Source organism: Kitasatospora sp. NPDC043950 (assembly GCF_056435345.1).
Genome location: NZ_JBWKER010000034.1, coordinates 52682 through 73010 on the forward strand (window position 1 = coordinate 52682; position 20329 = coordinate 73010).

Annotated in this window: 23 protein-coding genes; 13 read left to right on the plus strand and 10 right to left on the minus strand. The window is 73.9% G+C overall.

Annotation, left to right across the window (positions count from 1 at the left end; translation table 11 throughout):
- The first annotated feature begins 1 nt into the window (after position 1).
- On the plus strand, positions 2-478 hold the full coding sequence (locus AC07BF_RS22845) for a hypothetical protein (RefSeq protein ID WP_363630978.1): 477 nt from the start codon (positions 2-4) through the stop codon (positions 476-478).
- A 65-nt stretch (positions 479-543) separates the two neighbouring features.
- Here AC07BF_RS22845 and AC07BF_RS22850 read toward each other — a convergent pair whose 3' ends face one another.
- Positions 544-1197, minus strand: a complete 654-nt coding sequence (locus AC07BF_RS22850; protein ID WP_063352855.1) for a class I SAM-dependent methyltransferase — start codon at positions 1195-1197, stop codon at positions 544-546.
- A 237-nt stretch (positions 1198-1434) separates the two neighbouring features.
- Between AC07BF_RS22850 and AC07BF_RS22855 the strand changes: the two genes are divergently transcribed.
- Entirely contained in the window at positions 1435-4194 is a 2760-nt protein-coding gene (locus AC07BF_RS22855; RefSeq protein ID WP_478333856.1) for a M4 family metallopeptidase, read from the plus strand.
- Positions 4195-4245: 51 nt separating this feature from the next.
- Here AC07BF_RS22855 and AC07BF_RS22860 read toward each other — a convergent pair whose 3' ends face one another.
- On the minus strand, positions 4246-5310 hold the full coding sequence (locus AC07BF_RS22860; protein WP_478333857.1) for a helix-turn-helix transcriptional regulator: 1065 nt from the start codon (positions 5308-5310) through the stop codon (positions 4246-4248).
- A gap of 292 nt (positions 5311-5602) precedes the next feature.
- On the opposite strand from AC07BF_RS22860, the gene AC07BF_RS22865 reads away from it, so the two are divergent.
- The 5 genes from AC07BF_RS22865 to AC07BF_RS22885 all read left to right on the plus strand — a co-directional run bounded on the left by AC07BF_RS22865 (position 5603) and on the right by AC07BF_RS22885 (position 10340).
- Complete coding sequence (locus AC07BF_RS22865; protein WP_363586826.1) at positions 5603-6727, plus strand: alpha/beta hydrolase; 1125 nt, start codon at positions 5603-5605, stop codon at positions 6725-6727.
- Positions 6728-6802: 75 nt separating this feature from the next.
- Positions 6803-7906, plus strand: coding sequence for an RICIN domain-containing protein (locus AC07BF_RS22870; protein WP_478333858.1), 1104 nt, complete (start codon positions 6803-6805; stop codon positions 7904-7906).
- A 189-nt stretch (positions 7907-8095) separates the two neighbouring features.
- Positions 8096-8518, plus strand: coding sequence for a hypothetical protein (locus tag AC07BF_RS22875; RefSeq protein WP_478333859.1), 423 nt, complete (start codon positions 8096-8098; stop codon positions 8516-8518).
- A gap of 11 nt (positions 8519-8529) precedes the next feature.
- Positions 8530-9735 (plus strand): sensor histidine kinase, encoded by a 1206-nt coding sequence (locus AC07BF_RS22880; protein WP_478333860.1) that lies wholly within the window; start codon positions 8530-8532, stop codon positions 9733-9735.
- Positions 9732-10340 (plus strand): response regulator transcription factor, encoded by a 609-nt coding sequence (locus AC07BF_RS22885; RefSeq protein ID WP_478317879.1) that lies wholly within the window; start codon positions 9732-9734, stop codon positions 10338-10340. Before AC07BF_RS22880 ends, AC07BF_RS22885 begins: the two co-directional genes overlap by 4 nt.
- Positions 10341-10427: 87 nt before the next feature.
- On the opposite strand, the gene AC07BF_RS22890 is transcribed toward AC07BF_RS22885, so the two are convergent.
- Entirely contained in the window at positions 10428-10949 is a 522-nt protein-coding gene (locus AC07BF_RS22890; RefSeq protein ID WP_363586821.1) for a peptidylprolyl isomerase, read from the minus strand.
- Between the two features lie 23 nt (positions 10950-10972).
- On the minus strand, positions 10973-11785 hold the full coding sequence (locus AC07BF_RS22895) for a hypothetical protein (RefSeq protein WP_402449942.1): 813 nt from the start codon (positions 11783-11785) through the stop codon (positions 10973-10975).
- Positions 11786-12056: 271 nt separating this feature from the next.
- On the opposite strand from AC07BF_RS22895, the gene AC07BF_RS22900 reads away from it, so the two are divergent.
- Together AC07BF_RS22900 and AC07BF_RS22905 are read left to right on the plus strand one after the other, a co-directional pair.
- A complete protein-coding gene (locus tag AC07BF_RS22900) occupies positions 12057-12296 on the plus strand; it encodes a hypothetical protein (protein ID WP_478317878.1) in 240 nt (79 codons plus the stop codon).
- On the plus strand, positions 12238-12576 hold the full coding sequence (locus AC07BF_RS22905; protein WP_478317877.1) for a hypothetical protein: 339 nt from the start codon (positions 12238-12240) through the stop codon (positions 12574-12576). The genes AC07BF_RS22900 and AC07BF_RS22905 overlap by 59 nt, the downstream gene beginning before the upstream one ends.
- A 63-nt stretch (positions 12577-12639) precedes the next feature.
- On the opposite strand, the gene AC07BF_RS22910 is transcribed toward AC07BF_RS22905, so the two are convergent.
- Positions 12640-14271, minus strand: coding sequence for an ALF repeat-containing protein (locus AC07BF_RS22910; RefSeq protein ID WP_478317876.1), 1632 nt, complete (start codon positions 14269-14271; stop codon positions 12640-12642).
- A gap of 148 nt (positions 14272-14419) precedes the next feature.
- On the opposite strand from AC07BF_RS22910, the gene AC07BF_RS22915 reads away from it, so the two are divergent.
- A complete protein-coding gene (locus AC07BF_RS22915) occupies positions 14420-15373 on the plus strand; it encodes an NAD-dependent epimerase/dehydratase family protein (protein ID WP_478317875.1) in 954 nt (317 codons plus the stop codon).
- 13 nt (positions 15374-15386) lie between these two features.
- On the opposite strand, the gene AC07BF_RS22920 is transcribed toward AC07BF_RS22915, so the two are convergent.
- Positions 15387-15710 (minus strand): DUF1330 domain-containing protein, encoded by a 324-nt coding sequence (locus AC07BF_RS22920; RefSeq protein WP_363586816.1) that lies wholly within the window; start codon positions 15708-15710, stop codon positions 15387-15389.
- Positions 15711-15893: 183 nt separating this feature from the next.
- Positions 15894-17390: an MFS transporter gene (locus tag AC07BF_RS22925; protein WP_363586815.1), complete on the minus strand. Its 1497-nt coding sequence runs from the start codon at positions 17388-17390 to the stop codon at positions 15894-15896.
- 163 nt (positions 17391-17553) lie between these two features.
- Between AC07BF_RS22925 and AC07BF_RS22930 the strand changes: the two genes are divergently transcribed.
- The 3 genes from AC07BF_RS22930 (at position 17554) to AC07BF_RS22940 (ending at position 19112) form a co-directional block, all read left to right on the plus strand.
- Entirely contained in the window at positions 17554-18009 is a 456-nt protein-coding gene (locus AC07BF_RS22930; RefSeq protein WP_363586814.1) for a MarR family winged helix-turn-helix transcriptional regulator, read from the plus strand.
- Between the two features lie 149 nt (positions 18010-18158).
- Positions 18159-18308, plus strand: a complete 150-nt coding sequence (locus AC07BF_RS22935) for a hypothetical protein (RefSeq protein ID WP_363586813.1) — start codon at positions 18159-18161, stop codon at positions 18306-18308.
- Positions 18309-18359: 51 nt separating this feature from the next.
- Entirely contained in the window at positions 18360-19112 is a 753-nt protein-coding gene (locus AC07BF_RS22940) for a hypothetical protein (RefSeq protein WP_478333861.1), read from the plus strand.
- Between the two features lie 116 nt (positions 19113-19228).
- Here AC07BF_RS22940 and AC07BF_RS22945 read toward each other — a convergent pair whose 3' ends face one another.
- The 3 genes from AC07BF_RS22945 to AC07BF_RS22955 all read right to left on the minus strand — a co-directional run bounded on the left by AC07BF_RS22945 (position 19229) and on the right by AC07BF_RS22955 (position 20220).
- On the minus strand, positions 19229-19696 hold the full coding sequence (locus AC07BF_RS22945; RefSeq protein WP_363586810.1) for an NUDIX domain-containing protein: 468 nt from the start codon (positions 19694-19696) through the stop codon (positions 19229-19231).
- A 75-nt stretch (positions 19697-19771) separates the two neighbouring features.
- A complete protein-coding gene (locus AC07BF_RS22950; RefSeq protein ID WP_363586809.1) occupies positions 19772-20011 on the minus strand; it encodes a hypothetical protein in 240 nt (79 codons plus the stop codon).
- A gap of 11 nt (positions 20012-20022) precedes the next feature.
- On the minus strand, positions 20023-20220 hold the full coding sequence (locus AC07BF_RS22955; protein WP_363630959.1) for a hypothetical protein: 198 nt from the start codon (positions 20218-20220) through the stop codon (positions 20023-20025).
- Between the last annotated feature and the right edge of the window lie 109 nt (positions 20221-20329).

Here is a 20329-nt window from a genome sequence, read left to right on the forward strand (position 1 = left end):
CATGTGTCTGATGGTGTGGATCGGAACCGAACAGCCCGTGCTGCCAATCCCCTGCACCGCCGGTCCCCAGCTCGGGACCTGCTACTGCGGGGTTCGCGAGATCGCCGCCGACGCGCCCGTTCGAGCCCGCTTCACTTCACCGCACGTGACCTACGTCGGCTCGCACGAGGGCTGCGGCTGCGGATTCAACAGCTCCCGGTTCGAGTGGGAGGGGTTCACCGACACGGCCGACGCGATGGCGCTCGTCGACGCGATGCGGGACGAGGAGCGCGAGGAGTTCCTCGCTCAGAAGCACTCCCGGGAATTCCTGGCGGCGCTGGTGTCCGCGGCCCTCCCGCACGGGACGGTCGACATCTACATGTGCTGGGCCGGGGACGAGGACGAACCGCCCGACCGCGTGGAGAGCATCGAGACACGCCGGCTGACGGAGCGTTTGACCCCGCTCCAGGAGCGGGTGAAGTACACGACGCCCGGCTGAGCAGGAGGCGCGAGCCCGCCGGCGTACCCGTGGTCACCGGTCGCACGGGGAACCCGACGGGCGGCCTACGCGCGGCGGGCGACGTAGAACGACAGCGAGCCGGTGAGCGTGGAGACGGTCTCGGTCTCGCGCACGCCGTGGAAGCCGGCCTCGGTGATCAGCCGGGGCAGGATGCCGTCGGCGTTGGGCTGGGTGTCCTCCTTGCCGTCCGCCAGTTGCACGATGCGGAACGCCAGGCGCATGGCGGCCGTGCGCTGGCGTCCGAAGTCGGCGATGACGAGCTTGCCGCCGGGGCGCAGCGCCGTGTGCATGGAGGCGAGGACGGCCTGTTTCATGGGGATGGGGCACTGGTGGAGGACGAGGCTGGAGACGACGGTGTCGGCCGTTTCGGCGCCCACGAGGTCGGCGACGGCGTCGCCCATGCCGATGTGCCATTCGGGGGTCACTCCGGCGGCGGCGGCCTTGCGGCGGGCCACTTCGAGGGTGGTGGGGTCGGGGTCGACGCCGATGACGCGGGCGCGGGGTTCGACGCGGCCGAGGAGGACGGCCAGTGAGCCGGTGCCGCAGCCGACGTCGAGGATCACGTCGTCGGGGCGGGGGGCCACGTGCATGGCGAGCAGGCTGCGCCACAGGCGTTCGCGGGTGAGGGAGACGATGGGGTCGTAGAGGCGTACGGGGCCGAGGCGGCCGGCGGCGGGGGTGAAGGCGCGATCGGTCATGCGGGTCAGTGTCGGCCGGGGGGTGTGGTGGCGTCTTGAACGAATCGCTCGCCGGGCGGGGCGGGTTGGGGTTTCCGGGCCGGTTGCGGGGCCGGTTGCGGGAGTCGGGTTCCGGCCCTCCGAGGGCACATAGAAAGTCTATCGACATATGACGTTGGATGACTTATCGTGATCGTCGCGGTGGTCCGGCGCGGCCGGCCCGCCGCGACCACCGTTCGGCCCTGCGAGAGGACCTCCGTGCCCCGTCGTTCCCGCACGTCCACAGCACTCGGCATCGGCGCCACCGCCGTGGTGGCGCTGGCCCTGGCCGCGCCGCCCGCCCTGGCCGGGCCCGCGGCCACCCCCGACCCGGTGCCCTCCCTGGTGGCCGGTCAGGACACCGCCGCCCCACAGCTGGTCACCGGCCTGGCCGAGCCGGCCGTCGGCAGCCCCGCCGACGCCGCCCGCGCCCACCTCGCGGCCCACGCCGACCGCTACCACGTCGACCCCGGCGAGCTGGCCGAGGTCGGATCCGAGAGCACCGCCGACGGCCGGCGCACCGTCAGGTTCGAGCAGCGCCACGACGGCGTGCCCGTGTTCGGCGCGCAGTACCTGGTGCATCTGACGGGCGAGGGCGCCGGGCAGCGCGTCGAGTCGGTCGGCGGCAAGTACTTCACCGGCCTGACCGTGCCGACCACCGCCACCGTCCCGGCCGCCGCCCTGCGGGATCTGGCGCTCGGCTCCGTCCAGGACCCGAAGGCCCGGGCCGCGGCCACCGCCGAGGACCACGGCCTGGTCGTCCTGCCGGACGGCGCCGGCCGGCTCGCCCAGCGCTTCACCGTGCACGCCGCCGACCCGGCGACCGGGGCGCCGGCGGCCCGCGAGGTCTTCGTGGACGCCACCGTCGGCGTGGTCGCCCTCGCCTACGACACCCGCGCCCCGCTCCCGACGGGCGGCAATGCCGGGAGCGCCGCCGACGGGAGCGCCGCGGCCGGCCTCGAACCCGCCACCGGGACCGCGCCGGACGCCCACGGCAACTCCGCCAAGGTGAACATCGCCCGCCTGCCGGACGGCAGTTACCAGCTCACCGACCTCACCCGGCCCGCCGCCATCACCACCTACGACGCGGGCGGCCGGGACGAGATGGACTTCGGCGGCGGCATCCCCGCCGACCTCCCCCCGGCCCACTCCCCCGGCCCGGACTTCCCGGCCTCCGCCGGCACCAGCGGCGCCACCGACGCCAGCGTCAACGCCGGTATCGTGTACGACTTCTACCACGACCGGTTCGGCCGCAACGGCCTGGACGGCAAGGGCGGCGCGATCACCTCCGTCGTCAACGTGACCCAGGACGGCGCCCCCTACGCCAACGCGTACTGGGACGGGAAGAAGATGGTCTACGGCAGCGGGGGCCCCAACTACTACCCGTTCTCCGCCGCCCTCGACATCGCCGGGCACGAGATGACCCACGGCGTCATATCGAACACCGCCGACCTGGCCGGCATGGGCCAGGCCGGCGCGATGAACGAGGGCATCGCCGACTACTTCGGCAACGCCATCGAGGTCACCGCCCGCGGCATGTCCATGAACGACCCGGCGGCCGCGCTGCTCGGCGAGAGCAAGTGCCGCACCGGCACCCCGCAGGCCTGCGCGGACCGCCGGATGGACGACCACCGCACCACCGTGGACGACTACCTCGGCGGCACGGTCGACAACGGCGGACAGCACCTCAACGCCACCATCTTCAGCGGCGCCCTGTGGGACGTCCGGCGCACCCTCGACCCGCTCACCGCCGACCGGGTGGTCTACCGGGCGCTCACCGCCTACCTCACCCCGCTCGACGACTTCGTGACCGGGCGCAACGCGGCCCTGGCGGCCGGCCGCGACCTCGGCCTCAGCCACGCCCAACTGCGCACCGTGGCAGCCGCGTTCGACGCGCACGGGATCAAGCCCGGCTGGGAGAGCCGGATCGGCATGGACAGCCGCACGCTGGCGCGCAACCTCTCCTACTCGATGGCGCCCCCGGCCGCCGGCGGCGGGCACTGGGTGGCGATGGCCCCCGCCCCCGACCCGGTCAAGGGCACGGGCGGCACCCGCCCCGACACCACCGCGCTGTACACCGGCTCCACCACCGGGCGCGGCGCCCCCGTCCGGCTCAGCCCCGACGACGGCCGCTACCACAGCTGGCCCGCCACCGACGGCACCACCGCCGTGTGGAAGGCCATCGGCACCACCGCCCAGAACCACAGCCGCGAACTGCTGGCCGCACCGCTGTCCGGCGCCGGCCCGGTCCGCAGCCTGTTCCTCGCCGACGGGACGGAGCCCGGCAGCCCCCAGGTCTCCGGCGGCGACATCGCCTTCACCGTGAACGACTTCACCACCCACCGCACCAGCATCCGGCTGTCCCACGACGGGGCCCCCGCGGTCGAACTGCCGCTGGCCGACGGGCACCACCCGGACGACCTCACCCTCAAGGACGGCTACCTCGCCTGGACCGAGTCCTGGCAGGACGGACAGCAGTACGTCACCGCGCCGACCGTCTACTCGATCGCCGCCGGCAAGGTCACCGCGCAGTACACCGCGCACGCCGCTCCCGGCGCCGCCGCGAGCACCGCCTCCTCCGCCCGGCTCGCCGGCGGACGGCTGCTGTGGCTGGACACCCCCGACGGCGCGACCGCCCGCGCCTCCATCCGCTCCGGCGCCCTGGACGGCTCCGGCGTGACCGAGGTGCTGGCCGCCGACTCGCCGAACGCCCCGACGCGCGGCGGCAGCCTCACCGCCTCCGACCAGGCCGTCACCTACAAGGTCGAGGGCACCAAGCCCGCCGGCGGCTGGACCAACGCCGCACTGCCCAAGCTCTGGCAGCTGCCGACCGGCGGCGGCACCCCGCAGCGCCTCTCCTGCGACCGGGGCGGCCAGGACCAGCCCGCCGCCGACCAGGGCACCCGGGTGGTCTGGCTGGACTCCACCCCCGGCCGCACCGACCTGGTCGTGCGCGACCGCGCGGCGGGCACCTGCTGACCGCCTTTCCCTGACCCCCACCCCCCAGGGGTCCGGCCCGGCACGGACGGCTCACAGCCAACCGCGCCGGGCCGCCTGCACGCCCGCCTGGAAACGCGTGGTGGCCCCCAGCTGGGCCAGCAGCGCCGAGACCCGGCGCACCACCGTGCGCCGCCCCAGCCCCAGCCGCCGGGCGATGGCGTCGTCCGTGGCACCGCTGGCCATCAGGGTCAGGATGCGGCGGTCCCGCTCGCCGATCTGCAGGTCGGCGGCGGACACCGACGCCGGGACGGCCAGCCGCCAGAGCGTCTCGAACACCGCGGCCAGCGCCCGCAGCAGGCCCGAGGGCCGGATCAGCAGCGAGACGACGCCCGGGCGCCCGTCGGCCGCCAGCGTGACGATCGCCAGGTCGTCGTCGCCCAGGGCCAGCTTGAGCGGCGGATCGTCCAGCGTGCGGGCCTGCTCCCCCGCCTCCATCATGCGCGCCATGTTGGGGCCCGCGACCGGGTCGTCGAAGGCGCAGCCGTGGTAGATCGAGCGGTAGACGACCCCGGCGGCCATCCGCTGGCGCTGCAGCACCTCCTGGTCGAGGTAGTAGGCCGAACTGCCGGAGTAGGGCGGCACATCGATGACCCGCACCTGGTGGCGGGCGGCCAGCTGGAGTCGCCGGCTGGCCGCCAGTACCTGGGCGGCGTCCTCGACCACCTCCAGGGCGCCGTAGGTGCCGGCGTCGCGCCGGGCGAAGCGGTAGAGGCGTTCCAGTTCCGCCCCGGCCCGGCGCGCCGCGGCCTGCCGGACGGCGTCGCTCTGCAGCACCGCCTCGACCACCCGGCCGGGCGGCAGCGCCTCCCAGGCGCGGTCGCGGTGAACGTCGTCGCGGTGACCGTCGTCGCGGTGACCGTCGTCGCGGTGACGGTCGTCGCGCGGGCCGTCGCCGCGCGGGCCCTCACCGTTGCAGGCCACGACGACTCCCTCGTCGGCGAGTTCCCTGAGCACGGCCAGGACGACGCCCTCGCCGAGGCCGACCCCGGCCGCCAGCTCCGCCGCCCGCGCCTGCGGACGGCCGACCAGGCAGCGGTAGATCCGGCCGCGTTCGGAGTCTGGATCCAGCACGTCGTGCACGACGTCCCCCGTCATCGTGTCGGTGTATCGGTGTATCGGTGTGTCGGTGTATCGGCTCGTCAGCTCGGCGCTGTGCCGTTGTGTCGGCCCGTCCGCTCGTCGGTTTGTCGGCTTGTCGTTGTGCCGGTGTCGCCCGGACGGGCCGTCGGAGGCTACCCACGCCGGTGGCGCACATGCGCCAGTGGCCCAGGTGCGCCGCAGGGCGCTCTGGCGGACCGCGAGGTGATCTCGCAAGAGTTGTCGGTGCTCAGACAGTTCCAGCGGTTCCCCCCGGGAACAGCGGCACCCTCACGGCCAAGGACGACCCATGACACCAGCCCAGCCCGCCCGGCGCCCGCCCGTACGGCCCCCGCGCGCCCGGCTCCGGCACGCCAGGACGGCCGTCGCCGCCCTGGCCGCCTGCCTCCTGCTGCTGGGCGTGCCCGCCGCGCCCGCCGCGCCCGCCGAGGCCCCCGCCCCACCGCCGATGAAGGACGGCTTCGGGCTCACCCAGGTCGGCGCCCCCACCGGCAGCGCCACCAACTTCGTGCTCACCGTCACCACACCCCAGGTCGCCGGGGAGCACACCATCCGGATCCTGCTGCCCGCCGACTACGCGGCCAGCCCGGCCAAGCGCTACCCGGTCCTGTACTTCCTGCACGGCGCCTCGGACAACCCGAGCGACCCGGCCCTGGCCTACCCCGCCCTCACCGCCGCGCAGTCGATGATCACCGTCATCCCGGACGGCGGCCTGCGCGGCTGGTACACCGACTGGCTCGACCAGAACACCGCCGCCGGGGCGCAGAACTGGGAGACCTTCCACCTCGACCAGGTCGTCCCGTTCATCGACGCCAACCTGCGCACCCTGACGGGCCGCAGGAGCCGGGCCGTCGGCGGCCTGTCGATGGGCGGCTTCGGCGCGCTGCACTACGCGCAGGACCGGCCCCAGCTGTTCGGCCAGGTCCTCACCATGTCCGGCGCGAACGACCTCTCCGTGAACGAGATGATCATCCGCGGGGCCGTGGTCGCCACCCTGACCAACGCCGGCACCGTGCTGTGCGGGCCCAGCGACGGCAAGCCCTGCGGCCTCGACTTCGGCCCCACGGTCTCCAGCGACGCGATCTTCGGCTCGCCGTACCCGGTGTTCAACGCCGACTGGCGCTGGAACGCCGCGGACCCGGTCTCCCGCGTGGGCGCGCTCGCCGACACCGGCATCGCGGTCTACACCGGCAACGGCAACGGCAGCGCCTCCGACATGGAGTTCTGGGCCGAGGGCACCGCCAAGCGCCTCAAGGACCGCCTGGACGCCCTCGGTTACCGCTACCACTACGTCGACTACGGCAACGGCGCCGGCTGGGGCACCGCCTGCAACGGCGGCCACAGCGCGGGCTGCTGGGCGCAGGACCTCGTGGACTACGTCCCGCGCCTGGAAGCGGCCTTCGCCGCCGCCTGACCGGCCCGCCCTCCCCTTCTTTCCGACTTCTCTCCCCTCTCCCTCTCCCCGTTCCCGACGAAAGGACCCGACCCCGTGCTCTCCGCCACGACCCCGAGCCGACCGGCTCCCTGGCTGCGCCTGATCGCGGCCGTCCTGGTGGCCTGTTGCGCCGCCCTGGGCTTCACCGCCTCCCCGTTCGCGACCGCGCGGGCCCACGCCGCCACGGCGCCGGCCGCCGCCTGCGCCTCCCCGCAGCAGTGTCTGACCATCAAGTCCCTCAGCAACGGGCGCCAACTCGACGTCCAGAACGGCACCATGGGCGACGGCGCCTACATCGTCACCAACTCGGCGCCCGGCTACCACCAGTCCTGGCGGCTGAGCGTCGACCCCTCCGACTTCTCCTTCACCATCGTCAACAACGACACCGGCAAGTGCATCGACCTGGCCTTCTTCACCCCGGCCCTGCGCCAGCAGACCTGCGCCGGGCAGGCCAGCCAGCGGTGGTTCCTGCAGCCGGTCGCCGGGGCCGCCGACGCGTTCATGATCCGCCACCTGGGCGACAACACCTGCCTGGACCTGCTGCTCGGCGCCCAGTACGACGACGCCTGGACCGACCAGTACACCTGCAACGGCACCGCCAACCAGCAGTGGTCCACCGGCTTCCCGCAGGCCGCCCGCAGCCTCGCCGTCGACCACGCCGCCAAGCAGTGCCAGAAGGACGTCTCCTCCTGCTCCTGGGCCGTCAAGAGCGAGGCCCCCGCGGCGCCGCTGCCCAAGATCTGCGTCTCCTCGATCTGGTTCAACAACACCAGCAGCGCCGCCCAGCAGAACTTCGCGGTCACCAACATGACCGGCTGGTCCAGCACCCTCGGCGGGGAGATCGGGGCGGAGATCTCCGGCGGCGCGCCCGGCGGCGTCTTCACCACCGCGGTCAAGACCGCCGTCAACTACAGCAACGTCTGGCAGGGCTCGACCACCGTCAACAACGCCGTCACCGTCAACGTCCCGCCCCAGCAGTACGGCTGGGTGACGCTGGCCGAGCTCGCCCGCAAGGTCACCGGCAACTGGACGTTCGACGCCCGCGGCTTCCCGTGGACCGCCGAGGACACCGTCACCGTCCCGCTCACCTCCGACCCCAGCGGCGGCGCCACCCTCTACATCGCCAACACCAGCCCCACCTTCACCAGCTGCACCTGAGCCCCACCGCACGACCGACAGCCAGCCGCCGCCCGGCCCCGCCGGGCGGCGGCCCCGTTTTCCCCCGGCCCTTCCCCGGCCCTCCCCTCCCCCCAACCCTGACCTGCCCTGACCTGCTGACAATTGTCACGGTCGGCCGGTGCGGCAGCACACTGCCGGGCGGGGGCGCGGCGCGGACAGCATGGGGGCATGACCTCCACCGACGTGAACCACCCCGACACCGTTCGGGCCTTCCGCACCGTCAGGCGGCTGGTGTCCGCCTACCTGGGCCTGAGCGTCGTCACCCTGGCGGCCGCCTACGTCCTGCGCAACCACCCCGACCTGGTGAACCCGGCCGTGTGGATCCGCGGCACCCTCGTCGTGGCCAGCGCCGTGGTCACGTACCTGTTCACCACCCGGGCCGCCCGCGGATCGTACGCGGCGTACCGGCGGCTGCGGATCATCTCGGCCGTCATGATCGCCGCGATCGTCGTGATCATCTGCGTACCGGGGACCTTCCCGTTCTGGATGAAGGCCGAGCAGGCCCTGTGCGGGCTGGTGCTGGCGGGGGTGGCCGCCGTGATCAACGGACGCCACCTGCGTACCCTGTTCGCGCGATCCGATGCGACGTGAGGCGGGCGAGGGTGGACGAGGACACGCAGGCGACCCTCCCCGGGCACGCCGCCGCGGAGCGCGCCACAGGGGAGCGCGCCCCGCAGCGGTGGGTGCAGGGCTGGCGGCGGATCATGCTGAGCGCCGGGATGCTGGTCTACCCGTGCCTGACCGCCGTCGCCGTGAGCGGCAACGTGTCCGGGGCGGCCCTGGTCGCCGGGTACGCGGTCGTCGGCGCGTTCTGCCTCTGCTTCGTCCTCACCGCCACCGCGATGATCCACCGCCGGCGGCGACAGGTGTTCCTGCTGCTGGCGGTGATGAGCGCGCTGTTCCTGGCCGCGCTGCCGTTCGCCCACGAGAACGCGTTCTACCTCGCCATCGTCGTCGTCTCCTTCGTCGCCGTGCTGCGGCGCCGCCACGCCACCCTGGTGACCGTCACCGCCACCCTGGCCGCCCTGCTGGTGCCGTGGGCGGTGCCCGCCTGGCACGCCGGGCCCGGCGCCTTCCAGGCGCTGGCCCTGCTGTTCACCGTGCTCACCACGGGGGCGTTCGCGGAGATCGCCACCACCAACCAGGCCCTGGTGGCCGCCCGGGCCGAGGTGGCGCGGCTGGCCTCGGAGGCCGAACGCAACCGGATCGCGCGCGACCTGCACGACCTGCTCGGGCACTCGCTCACGGCGATCACCGTCAAGTCCCGCCTGGCCCAGCGCCTCGCCGCCAAGGACCTCGACCAGTCGCTGGCGGAGATGGCCGCGGTGGAGTCGCTGTCCCGGCAGGCGCTGGCCGACGTCCGGGCCGCGGTCACCGGCTACCGCGACGTCACGCTGGCCGGCGAACTCGCGCGCGGACGCGAACTGCTGCGCGCCGCCGGGGTGGTAGCCGACCTGCCGACGTCCACCGACCCCGTCGCCACGCGGGACGGGGAACTGTTCGGCTGGGTGGTGCGCGAGGGCCTGACCAACGTGGTCCGGCACGCCCGGGCCGACCGCTGCACCGTCACCGTCACCGGCTCCTCCGTGGAGATCCGCGACGACGGGACGGGCGCGGACGGCAGAACCGGCGGGACCGGCGAGGGCAGCGGGGTCGGGAAGGGCCTGAGAGGGCTGCGGGAACGGGTCGCGGCGGCCGGCGGTACCGTCGAAGCCGGCCCGCTGAGCCCGCGCGGGTGGCGGCTGCTGGTCACCGTCCCGCCGAGCGCCCGCCACGGGCGCGCCCCCGCCCGGAAAGGGACGACATGACGATCCGCCTGCTGCTCGCCGAGGACCAGGAACTGGTCCGCACCGCGCTGTGCGCCCTGCTCGACCTGGAGGACGACTTCGAGGTGGTCGCCGCCGTCGGACGCGGCGACCACGTCGTCGACGCGGCCCGCGAACACCGGCCCCACGTGGCCCTCCTGGACATCGAGATGCCCGGCCTCGACGGCCTGGCCGCCGCCGCCGTCCTGGCCCAGCAGGTGCCCGACTGCCGGGTCGTCATCCTCACCACCTTCGGACGCGCCGGCTACCTGCGCCGGGCGATGGAAGCGGGCGCGGTCGGCTTCGTCGTCAAGGACGCGCCGGCCGAAGTGCTCGCCGACGCCATCCGCCGGGTCGCGGCGGGCGAACGCGTGGTGGACCCGGAACTGGCCGCGGCCACCCTGGCGGCCGGCGCCTCCCCGCTCACCGCCCGGGAACGCGACGTGCTGAACGCCTCCCGCTCCGGGGCCGGCGTCGCCGAGATCGCCGGCAAGCTCTACCTCTCGGAGGGCACGGTGCGCAACTACTTCTCCTCCGCCATCGCCAAGACCGCCAGCCGCAACCGCACCGAGGCCCTGCGCACCGCCGACGACCGCGGCTGGCTGTGACACCGCCGGACGACGGGCGCAGGGCTGCCGGACTACCGTACTGCCGGACTACCGGACTGCCGGACTGCCGGACTGCCGGGGCAGGCGTCAGAGCCGCTCGACGGTGACCTCGGTGATCACGACGTCCTCCACGGGGCGCTCGCCGTCCGTGGGGACGGCCGCGAGGGCGTCGACGACGGCCCGGGAGTCGGCGTCGGCGACCTGGCCGAAGATGGTGTGCCGACGGTTCAGGTGGGCGGGCGTGCCGACGGTGATGAAGAACTGCGAGCCGTTGGTGCCCGGGCCGGAATTGGCCATGGCGAGCAGGTAGGGCCTGGTGAAGTGCAGTTCGGGGTGGAACTCGTCGGCGAAGGCGTAGCCCGGGCCGCCGGTGCCGCTGCCGGTGGGGTCGCCGCCCTGGACCATGAAGCCGGCCACCACGCGGTGGAAGAGCGTGCCGTCGTAGTACGGGCCGCTGCCGGGCCCGCCGGTGCGCGGGTCGGTGTACTCCCGGGTGCCCTCGGCGAGTTCGACGAAGTTGCGGACCGTCTTCGGCGCGTGGAACTGGAACAGCTCCAGCCGGATCGGGCCCAGGGTGGTGTGCAGGGTCGCGAACAGGCCCTTGGCCATGGCGGACTCCTTTGCTCGGGTGGTCAGTTGGGGGCGGGGACCGGCTCGACGGGGCCGAAGTCGCGGAAGGTGCCGTAGGTGCGCGTCGGGGTGCCCCTGATCTCGACGCGCTGGTCGAAGCGCACGGTGCGGCCCTGGGCGTCGATCCACTGGTCGAGCTGGAAGGACGCCACCCCCATGCGCTTGAGGTTGAGGTAGCGCTCGGCGTCCACGGCGCGCATCTGCTCCACGCCGAGCGTGCCGGACAGGTGGAAGGCGGGCGCGCCGTTCTGCTCCTCCATGCCCTTGCGGGCGGCGGGGCCGAGCGCCAGCAGGGCCTTCGCGTAGCCGTGGTAGTCGGCGATCCGGTCGGCGAGGGGGGACTTGCGCCAGCCGCTGCCGGACTTGATGTACGCCGCGTCCTCGGTGACGACGACCGGGTCGCCCGCCGAATCGCCGCCGGCGCCGAGGGACTCGGTGAGGCGGCCGGTGCGTACCTTGCCGTTGAGGTTGATCCGGCCGGTGGTGGTCGCGACCAGCGGGCCGCCCTCGGTGCGGAAGTCCTGGGAGGCCGCGTAGGGCGTGCGGGCGGCCTGGGCGAGGGCCTGCTCGGGGTCGATCACCCCGCCGGCGGGCGCCTCGGCCGGGGCCGAGGCAGGTGCGGACGCCGGGGCCGATGCCGATGCCGACGCCGACGCCGGGGCGGACGCCGGGGCCGATGCCGATGCCGGAGCGGACGGCGGGGCGGCGGGGGTCTGGGCCGCCGAGGGGGCGGCGTCGTCGTTGCAGCCCGTCAGCGCGGTGAGGGAGAGCACGGTCGCGGCGGCGGCCAGGGCGGTGGTGCGGCGAATCGTCAAGAAAGGTCTCCGGTCGAGGGGATCGGTGTCGGCATCCTGGCACACGGCGGGCTCGCCACCGCACTCGGCGCAGGGGCGGGGCGCAGGTCAGGGGGGTGGGTCGGGGCGCGGGTCGAGCGGATCCCGCGCGGCGCCAACTTCCCTGTAGGACAGGCCTGGTGTCCACTTGTATGGCGGATCGGCCCGGTTTCGGGCGGGTCGGGGGCGCGGGCGGGGGGCTCGGCTTGAGAGGATCGGCCCGGAAACGGGATGGACGGGAGAGGGGTGAGACGTGGTCGGTACCGTGCTGGTCGGTGTCCTGGTGATCGTGGTCGGCGGGTGCGTGTGCGTGGTGTGGGCCGAACGCGGCGGCCCCCGCTGGGTGCGCGCCGTGGCGTCCGTGACGCTCGCCTCGGGGTCCCTGCTGCGCCGCTCCTCGCGCAGCCGGCGCCGGAACCGGAGCCTGAGCGGCGGTGACAGCGGCGACGATGGCGATGGCGGCGGCGGTGGTGGCGGCGGCGATGGTGGCTGAGCGCCCCGCCCGCGGGCGCGACGACGACGAGCGGCTGCGGCGGGTCTTCGAGGCGGTGCTGGCCCAGACCCTGTCCGGGACCGGACCGCTCACCTGCACGGGCCTGGACGAGGACACCGAGAACGCGCTCTGGGCGGCCTGGGAGGCGTACCCGCACGCTTCGGCCGAGCTGGTGCAGGCCGCGCGGCGCGCCTTCGCGGGCCAGCTGGACGGCAGCAACGCGGCCCGCTGGCACGCGGACCTCGCCCGGGCGATCGCCGAGCGCAGCCCCCGCGGCTGAACGTGCGTCCCCGGACGTCCGGGCGTCCCCGGACGCGTGGGCGGCCGGGGACGCTCGGGGGCGTCAGCTCTCGGTGGAGCGGCGGCGGGAGGCGACGACGAGCGCAGCACCCGCGGCCAGGGCGGCGGCGGCGCCGCCGGCCTCCCAGCCGAGGCCCTCGGTGCCGGTGGCGGCGAGCTGGCCGGGGCGGGTGGTGACCGTGGTGGTGCCCGTGGTGGCCGTGGCCGTCCCGGCGGTGGTGCCCGCCGCGGTCGTGCCCGTGGTCGTGCCCGTCGTGGTGGTCAGGGCGGCGGGCTGGACGGCCGACTGGGCGCCGGTGGCGGTCTGCGGCTGCTCGGCGGGCCGGGCCGGCTGCGGGGCCGGCTTGTTCGCGGCGGCCTCGTCCTCGGCACGGGCCGTGAACTGGCCCTCCTTCAGGAACTTCACGACGTCCTCGTCGGTGCCGCCGTCCAGCGCCCGGCTGGCGGCCTCGCGCACGGCCCGCCCACCGGCCGCCATGATCTGGGCGAGCTTCACCCGGTTGTCGTCGGCCCGCTGCTTGGGAAGCTCGACGTCCAGGAAGTGCCGCACGTCGGCGGCGGTGCCCGCGAGGGCCTTCTCCCCCGCCTCGCGCACGCCCGGGCCGGTCTCCTTGTCGTCCAGGATGCCCTGCACCTTCGCACGGGCCTCGTCCTCGGCACGGGCCGTGAACTGGCCTTCCTTCAAGAACTTCACGACGTCCTCGTCGGTACCGCCGTCCAGCGCCCGGCTGGCGGCCTCGCACACGGCCCGCCCGCCGACCGCCATGATCTGGGCGAGCTTCACCCGGTTGTCGTCGGCCCGCTGCTTGCGGAGCTCGACCTCCAGGAAGTGCCGCACGTCGGCGGCGGTACCCGCGAGGGCCTTCTCCCCCGCCTCGCGCACGCCCGGGCCGGTCTCCTTGTCGTCGAGGATGCCCTGCACCTTGGCGCGGTCCTCGTCCTCGGCGCGGGCGATGAACTGGCCCTCCTTGAGGAAGGCCAGGATTTCCTCGTTGCTGCCGGATATCGCCTTCCCGGCGGCCTTCTTCAGTGCCGGCCCGGCGCCGTCGAAGATCCGGGCGACCTTCAGCCGGTTGTCGGTCTGACGCCGCTCGCCGAGCTCGACGTCCAGGAAGTGCCGCACGTCGGCGGCGGTGCCCGCGAGGGCCTTCTCCCCCGCCGCGTGCACAGCCGGGCCGGTCTCCTTGTCGTCGAGGATGCCCTGCACCTTGGCGCGGTCCTCGTCCTCGGCACGGGCCGTGAACTGGCCCTCCTTGAGGAACTTCGCGACGTCCTCGGCGGTGCCGCCCCGCAGGGCGGCCGTGGCGGCCTTCTTGACGGCCGGCCCACCAACGGCGAGGACCTGGTAGGCCTTCACCCGGTTGTCGATCACGCGCTGGTCGTGGAGCTCGACGTCCAGGAAGTGCCGCAGGTCGGCGGCGGTGCCGTTCAGCGCCTTCTGGGCAGCCTCGCGCACGCCCGGGCCGCTCTCCTTGTCGGCGAGGATGCGCCGCACCTCGGCGCGGTCGTGCTCCTCCTGGCCCGTCCCCTGGTCCTCGGCACCCTTGGACGCGGTGTCAGGTCCGGAGACACCGGCCGGCTGGGGGTTGTCGGCGGCGGAGGCCATCGACGGGAAGAGGACGGTGGGGGCCAGGACGGCGGCCGCGACGACGGCGGACACCCGGGGCAGCTTCATTCAGTACCTTGCGTTGTGCGGAGAGATTGTGAACGCCCGCCAGCATAGATCGTCTTTTACGGTTGCCATACCAAGTATTTGCCGTCGCCCGCACCGCACCCTCGCAGCACCCGCGGCACCCGCAGCCCCAGACCCTAGGGTGGGGCGGATGAGCTTCCACGTGGTTGTCGGATACGGGCCCGCCGGGGCCGCCACCGCCCGCCTGCTGGCCGGGCAGGGGCACGCCGTACGGGTCGTCACCAGGACGGGGAGCCCCGCGCGGGGCGGGGCCCCGGTGCCCGGCATCGAGCACGTGGCGCTGGACGCGGGCGATCGCGCGCGGCTGGCGGAGGCCGCACGCGGCGCAGCGGCGATCTACGGCTGCGCGGCGCCGCCGCTGCCGCAGTGGGCGGCGCGGTGGCCGGCGCTGGCCTCCTCGCTGTGCGCGGCGGCCGAGGCCACCGGGGCGGTGCTGGTCATGCTCGGCAACCTCTACGGCTACGGGCCGGTGCGCGGCCCGATGACCGAGGACCTGCCGCTGGCCGCGGCCGGTCCCAAGGGGCGGGTGCGGGCGGCGGCGTGGGAGCAGGCGCGGGCGCTGCACGGGGCCGGGCGGATCCGGGCGGTCGAGGTGCGGGCCTCGGACTTCTTCGGCCCCGGGGTGACGGACGGCGGGCACCTGGCCTCGCGGGTGATGCCGGGCCTGCTGAAGGGCCGGAACATCGCGGTGCTCGGCGACCCGGACGCGCCGCACAGCTGGACGTACCTGCCGGACGTGGCGCGGGCGTTGGCCGAGGTCGCGGGCGAGGAGCGGGCCTGGGGGCGGGCCTGGCACGTGCCGACGGCCCCCGCGCTGCCGGTGCGCGCGATGGTGGAGCGGCTGGCCGCGCAGGCGGGCGTCGGACCGGTCGCGGTGCGCCGGCTCCCGCAGGCGCTGCTGGGCGCGGCGGGGCTGTTCTCCCCGCTGCTGCGTGAACTGCGCGAGGTCCGTTACCAGTTCGACCGCCCGTTCGTGGTGGACTCCTCCGCCTACGAGGCCGCCTTCGCGGTGCGCGCGACCGCGCCGGAGGAGCAGGTGGAGGCGACGGTGCGGTGGTGGCGCGAGCGGGCGCAGGGGCGTTGAGCCCCCGGGCCGGTCAGTGCTTGAGGGCGTCGGCGCCGCGGTAGCCGGCGGGCACGCCCCGGGCGAAGACCACGTCGGCGGCCATGTGGCGGGTGCGCAGCGGGAGGATCTCCTGGTAGGCGGGCGAGTCGTACCAGGCGCGCAGGCGTTGGTGGTCGGGGAACTCGATGAGGATGAGGTCCTGTCCCCAGGTGCCTTCGACGGTCTCGATCCGGTCGCCGTGGATGAGGAAGCGGCCGTCGAAGGGGTCCAGGGTGGCGTCGATGCGCTGGAGGTACTCGACGATGTCGGGGCCGAACTCGACCGAGTGGACCTGGGCCATCGCGTAGGCGGTCATCGCTGTTCTCCTGGGGGTTGGTCCGGTGTCCGTGGTCTCCGACGGTACGGGTGGGGGTGGTGGGGGCGAATCCGTCGCGGATCGGTAGGGGGTACGTAGCGCGGCTGCCCCCGGCGGGTGCCGGGGGCGGGCTGGCGGGTGGTCAGGTCGTGGCGGGTGGTCAGGTCGTGGCGGGTTGGGTGGTCAGGTCGTGGCGGTGTCCTTGGCGGCGGGTGCCGGGTGGGTAGTGGCGGGTGCAGCCCCGGCGGGCGGGGCGGGGATGGTGGCGGCGACCGCGGCGGCGGCCAGGGCCACGCCGCAGCCGATCAGCAGGCCGACCCTGAAGCCGCTCTCCGAGGGCAGGGTGTGGCCGCCGAGGGTGGTGGTCAGCTGGGCGAGGACCACGCCGACCACGGCGGCGGAGACGGAGGTGCCGAGCGAGCGCATCAAGGTGTTGAAGCTGTTCGCGGACGCCGTCTCGGACAGCGGCACGGCGCTCATGATCAGTGCGGGCATCGCGCCGTAGGCCAGGCCGACGCCGCTGTTGCACACCAGTGTCACGACCAGGACGCCCCAGGTGGAGCCGATGAGCACCATCGAGAGTCCGTATCCGGCGGCGATCGCGAGGGAGCCGGCGACCAGGGTGAACTTGGGGCCGCGCGCGGCCGACAGGCGTGCGCCCAGTGGTGAGACGGCCATCATCATCAGGCCGGAGGGCGCCATCCACAGGCCCATGGCCAGCATCGACCGGCCCAGGCCGTAGCCGGTGGCCTCGGGGAGTTGGAGCAGCTGGGGGATGATCAGCGCCTGCGCGTACATGCCGAAGCCGACCAGGACGGATGCGGCGTTGGTCAGCAGGACCCGGGGGCGGGCCGTGACCCGCAGGTCCACCAGCGGTTCGGGGCAGCGCAGTTCCCACCGGCCCCAGGCGAGGAGCAGGACGGCGGCGGCGGCGAACAGGCCGAGGGTGAGGGGGTCGGTCCAGCCCCAGTCGGCGCCCTTGGAGACGGGCAGCAGGAGGCAGACCAGTCCGGCGCCCAGGCCGGCCGCGCCGACGGGGTCGAAGCGGCCGCCGGCGGGGCGCCGGGCGGGGGCGGGGACGAGGAAGCGGATCATCGCGGCGACGACGAGGGTGAGGGCGGCGGCGCCCCAGAACAGGGCCCGCCAGCTGGCGTACTGGGCGACGGCGGCGGCGATCGGCAGGCCGAGGCCGCCGCCGATCCCCATCGAGGCGCTGACCAGGGCGATGGCGGAGCCGAGGCGTTCGGGCGGCAGGACTTCGCGCAGCAGGCTGATGCCGAGCGGGACGACGCCCATGCCCATGCCCTGGAGGCCGCGGCCGATGATCATCGGTACGGCCGCGGAGGCGAGGGCGCACAGGACCGATCCGATGAACAGCGGTACGCAGCAGGCCAGGAGCATGCGGCGTTTGCCCAGCAGGTCGCCCAGGCGTCCGCTGATCGGGACGAAGACGGCGCCGGCGAGCAGGGTCGCGGTGATCGCCCAGGAGGCGTTGGACGGCGCGGTGTGCAGCAGTCGGGGCAGTTCGCCGATCAGCGGGGTGACCAGGGTCTGCATGATCGCGGCCACGGTGCCGGTGAAGGCGAGGGTGGCGACGATGCCGGTGGTGGGGGTGGTGCCGGCGGTCGGGGCGGTGCCGGCGGTCGGGGCGGTCGTGCCGCCGGGCTGGGGGCCGTCCATGGCGGGCTCCTCGGAAACGGAATGTGTATCGTGCATATTATGTGCATCGAGCACACTACATGGCCGGGTCACGCCGTCACACCCCTTTGCCATACTGGACAAGGCCCGCGAAACCCGCAGGTCAGCGGTGCGGCGATGAGGGTGAAGGGCGAAGGACGACGGCATGGGCGAACGTACGGACCTGGTCGAGTTCGAGTACATGGTGCTCGGCCGCCACCACTACCTGAGCCAGTCCGCCGCCCGCCCGCGCGGCAGCACCCTGGAGCGCAGCGCGTACATCCTGCTCAGCCGCATCCGCATCCAGGGCCCGATGTCCATCGGCGAGCTGAGCGAGGCCTTCAACCTCGACGCCTCCACCCTCAACCGGCAGACCGCCGCCATGACCCGGGCCGGCCTGGTCGAGCGGATCGCCGACCCCGACGGCGGGATGGCCCGCAAGTTCCGCCTCACCGACGAGGGCGACCGCCGCCTCGACGAGGAGCGCGAGGCCCACGTGGAGGCCCTGGACCGGGTGATGGCCGGCTGGTCCGCCCAGGACGTCACCACCTTCGCCGCCTACCTGCGCCGCTTCAACACCGACATCGAGCACCTCGACGGGCGCCCCTGGCCGCGCCCCTGACCAGTCGGGTGTCGAACGACCCCCAGGAAACTGGGATACCGGCGATTGATCGCGCGCTGACAAGCTGACCGCGGCGGACGGACCGGGTGGCCCGGGGGCCCTCCGGACCGGCCGCCGCCCCTCGTCGTCTCCCCTCCTTGGAGAGCACTGTGCGTTCGCTAGTCCGGCGTATCGTCCTCGGCATCGCGCTCGCCCTGACCGGCCTGGTGCTGGTCCCGGGCGGCTCGGCCTCGGCCGACACCCCCTCGACGGTCCTGTTCAACCAGAAGTCCGAGCGCTGTCCCAACGGCGCGATATAGGGCGGACAGGGTCTGCACCCCTGCGCGCCGTCCGACAACCCGGGCCAGTGGGTGTTCAAGCCCGTCCCGGGCCTGCCGAGCGTCTACACCGTCAACAACGCCGCCGACCAGCGCTCCTGCCTGACCGTCGACAGCACCCCCTCCGGCGTCCAGTGCTACGCCAACGACACCTCGCAGATGTGGCGGGTCACGCCGTGGACCGCGGCCGACAGCACGCCGCGCTACGGCCTGCTCGGGATCCGGCTGCAGAACATCTCCACCTCCCAGTGCCTCGACAACACCGAGCACCGGATCGGCGGCGGCTGGCGGCTCTACATGTTCGACTGCAACCAGGGCGGTTACCAGGAGTGGGACATCGCCCGCAACACCTACGAGGCCCTGTTCGGCGGCGTCGCCACCCACAACGGCATGACCTGGGCCACCCTTGAGCAGCGCGCCGACAACGTCGTGCACGTCGGCAACGACAACAGCAGCAACGCGTACAGCGGCGACACCCCCGCCACCGCGCAGCTGCCCGTACTGTGCCTCAAGCAGGACGGCCGCCCCGCCCCCGCCGGCGTGCCCACCAGCGGCTACCACAGCTGGGCCGGCGGCGAGGTGAAGGCCACCATCCCCACCTCCGGCAGCCAGCTCACCAGCCGGGCCGCCGCCGACCAGCTCTGCGCCGGCTACTTCGGCACCGGCTTCCGGATGGCCGAGTTCCACGACGCCAACGGCTGGGGCCTGTGGGCCAACGGCACCCTGCCCGCCGGCACCCGCTTCTGGACCGCCATCACCGACCAGCCGGCCAACCTCTGGAGCTGACCGCAGCTGAACGAGAAGGGGCGGGCGCCTGGCGCCCGCCCCTTCTCGCTGCCGAAGCGCCCAACGCGTCACCGACTGGGCCGATGTGGGCGCCGACCCCAACCCGGCGGTGCCGATCAGGTCGCGCGCTGTCCGTGGAGGAGGACGGGCAGCGCGCGGCCCGCCAACGCCTCGCTGACGCGGGCGGCTTGGGAGGGCGCCATGACGTCGGGGAGCCGGCGGACGGGGACGAAGCGGGCGCCGAACAGGCCGCTGCGGTGCTGCGGCGGGACGGTCAGGCGGACGTCGTCGCGCACGGTGCCGCCGTCGAAGACCAGGTTGAGGCGCTCCAGGTGGCGGTCGGCCGGGGTGAAGTCGACGGCCAGGACGTCGGCGAGGCGCAGGTTGAGGCCGGTCTCGGCGTGGAGGTGGCGGGCGGCGGCGAGGTTGGGGGGCTCGTTGGGCTGGGCGGCGCCGCCGGGGAGGAGGAGGCCGTCCATGTAGTCCGGGTCGACGAGCAGGACGTCGCCGCGCGGGTTGCGCACGAGGACGAGGCAGCCGAGCCGGCACACGGGCGGCTTGGCGAGCAGGCGGGGGTCTTGCATCGGGCGGTTCACTTCCTGAGGGCGGCGAGGAGTACGAGGGAGAAGCCCGCCCACCACAGCAGGCGGACCAGGAGTTCAGCCGTCACGCGTCAGGCGCTCGTAGCGCAGGCCCTTGCGCAACAGGTCCACGACCCGCAGGAGTTCGAACGGGCGGGCGCAGCCCAGGCTGATCAGGTAGCAGCCGGTCCTGCGGCCGTGCTCCCAATCCACCTCGATGGACGGCAACGTGACGCCACTCAGGGCGAGGACGGCCGTCAGGTCGTCCAGGACGTCGGCCGCCTGGCGCCGCTGGTCGGCGGTCACGCGGGAGAGCATCGAGGACACGCTCACTCCCCCGGCCGCTTGTGGACCTCGAAGACGCGCCAGGCACTCCAGGCCTCGGAGAAGGAGCCGAACCCGCCGAGCTCACCGTCCGGTTGACGCAGCCACTCCCGGGTGACCTCGTTGCGGACCCGGTAGAGGCGGGCCCCGGTGTCCCAGCGCACGCCGTAGCCATGGAGGCGGGGAACCTGGGTATCGGCCATGGAAATAACCTTCCGCAATCAGCGTTTCACGTTCCGTACACATGGTGGCCCGACATCACCTAGCATCGGAAGCGGTAGACGACTTGACCTCGGTAGCACTGAGAGTTGG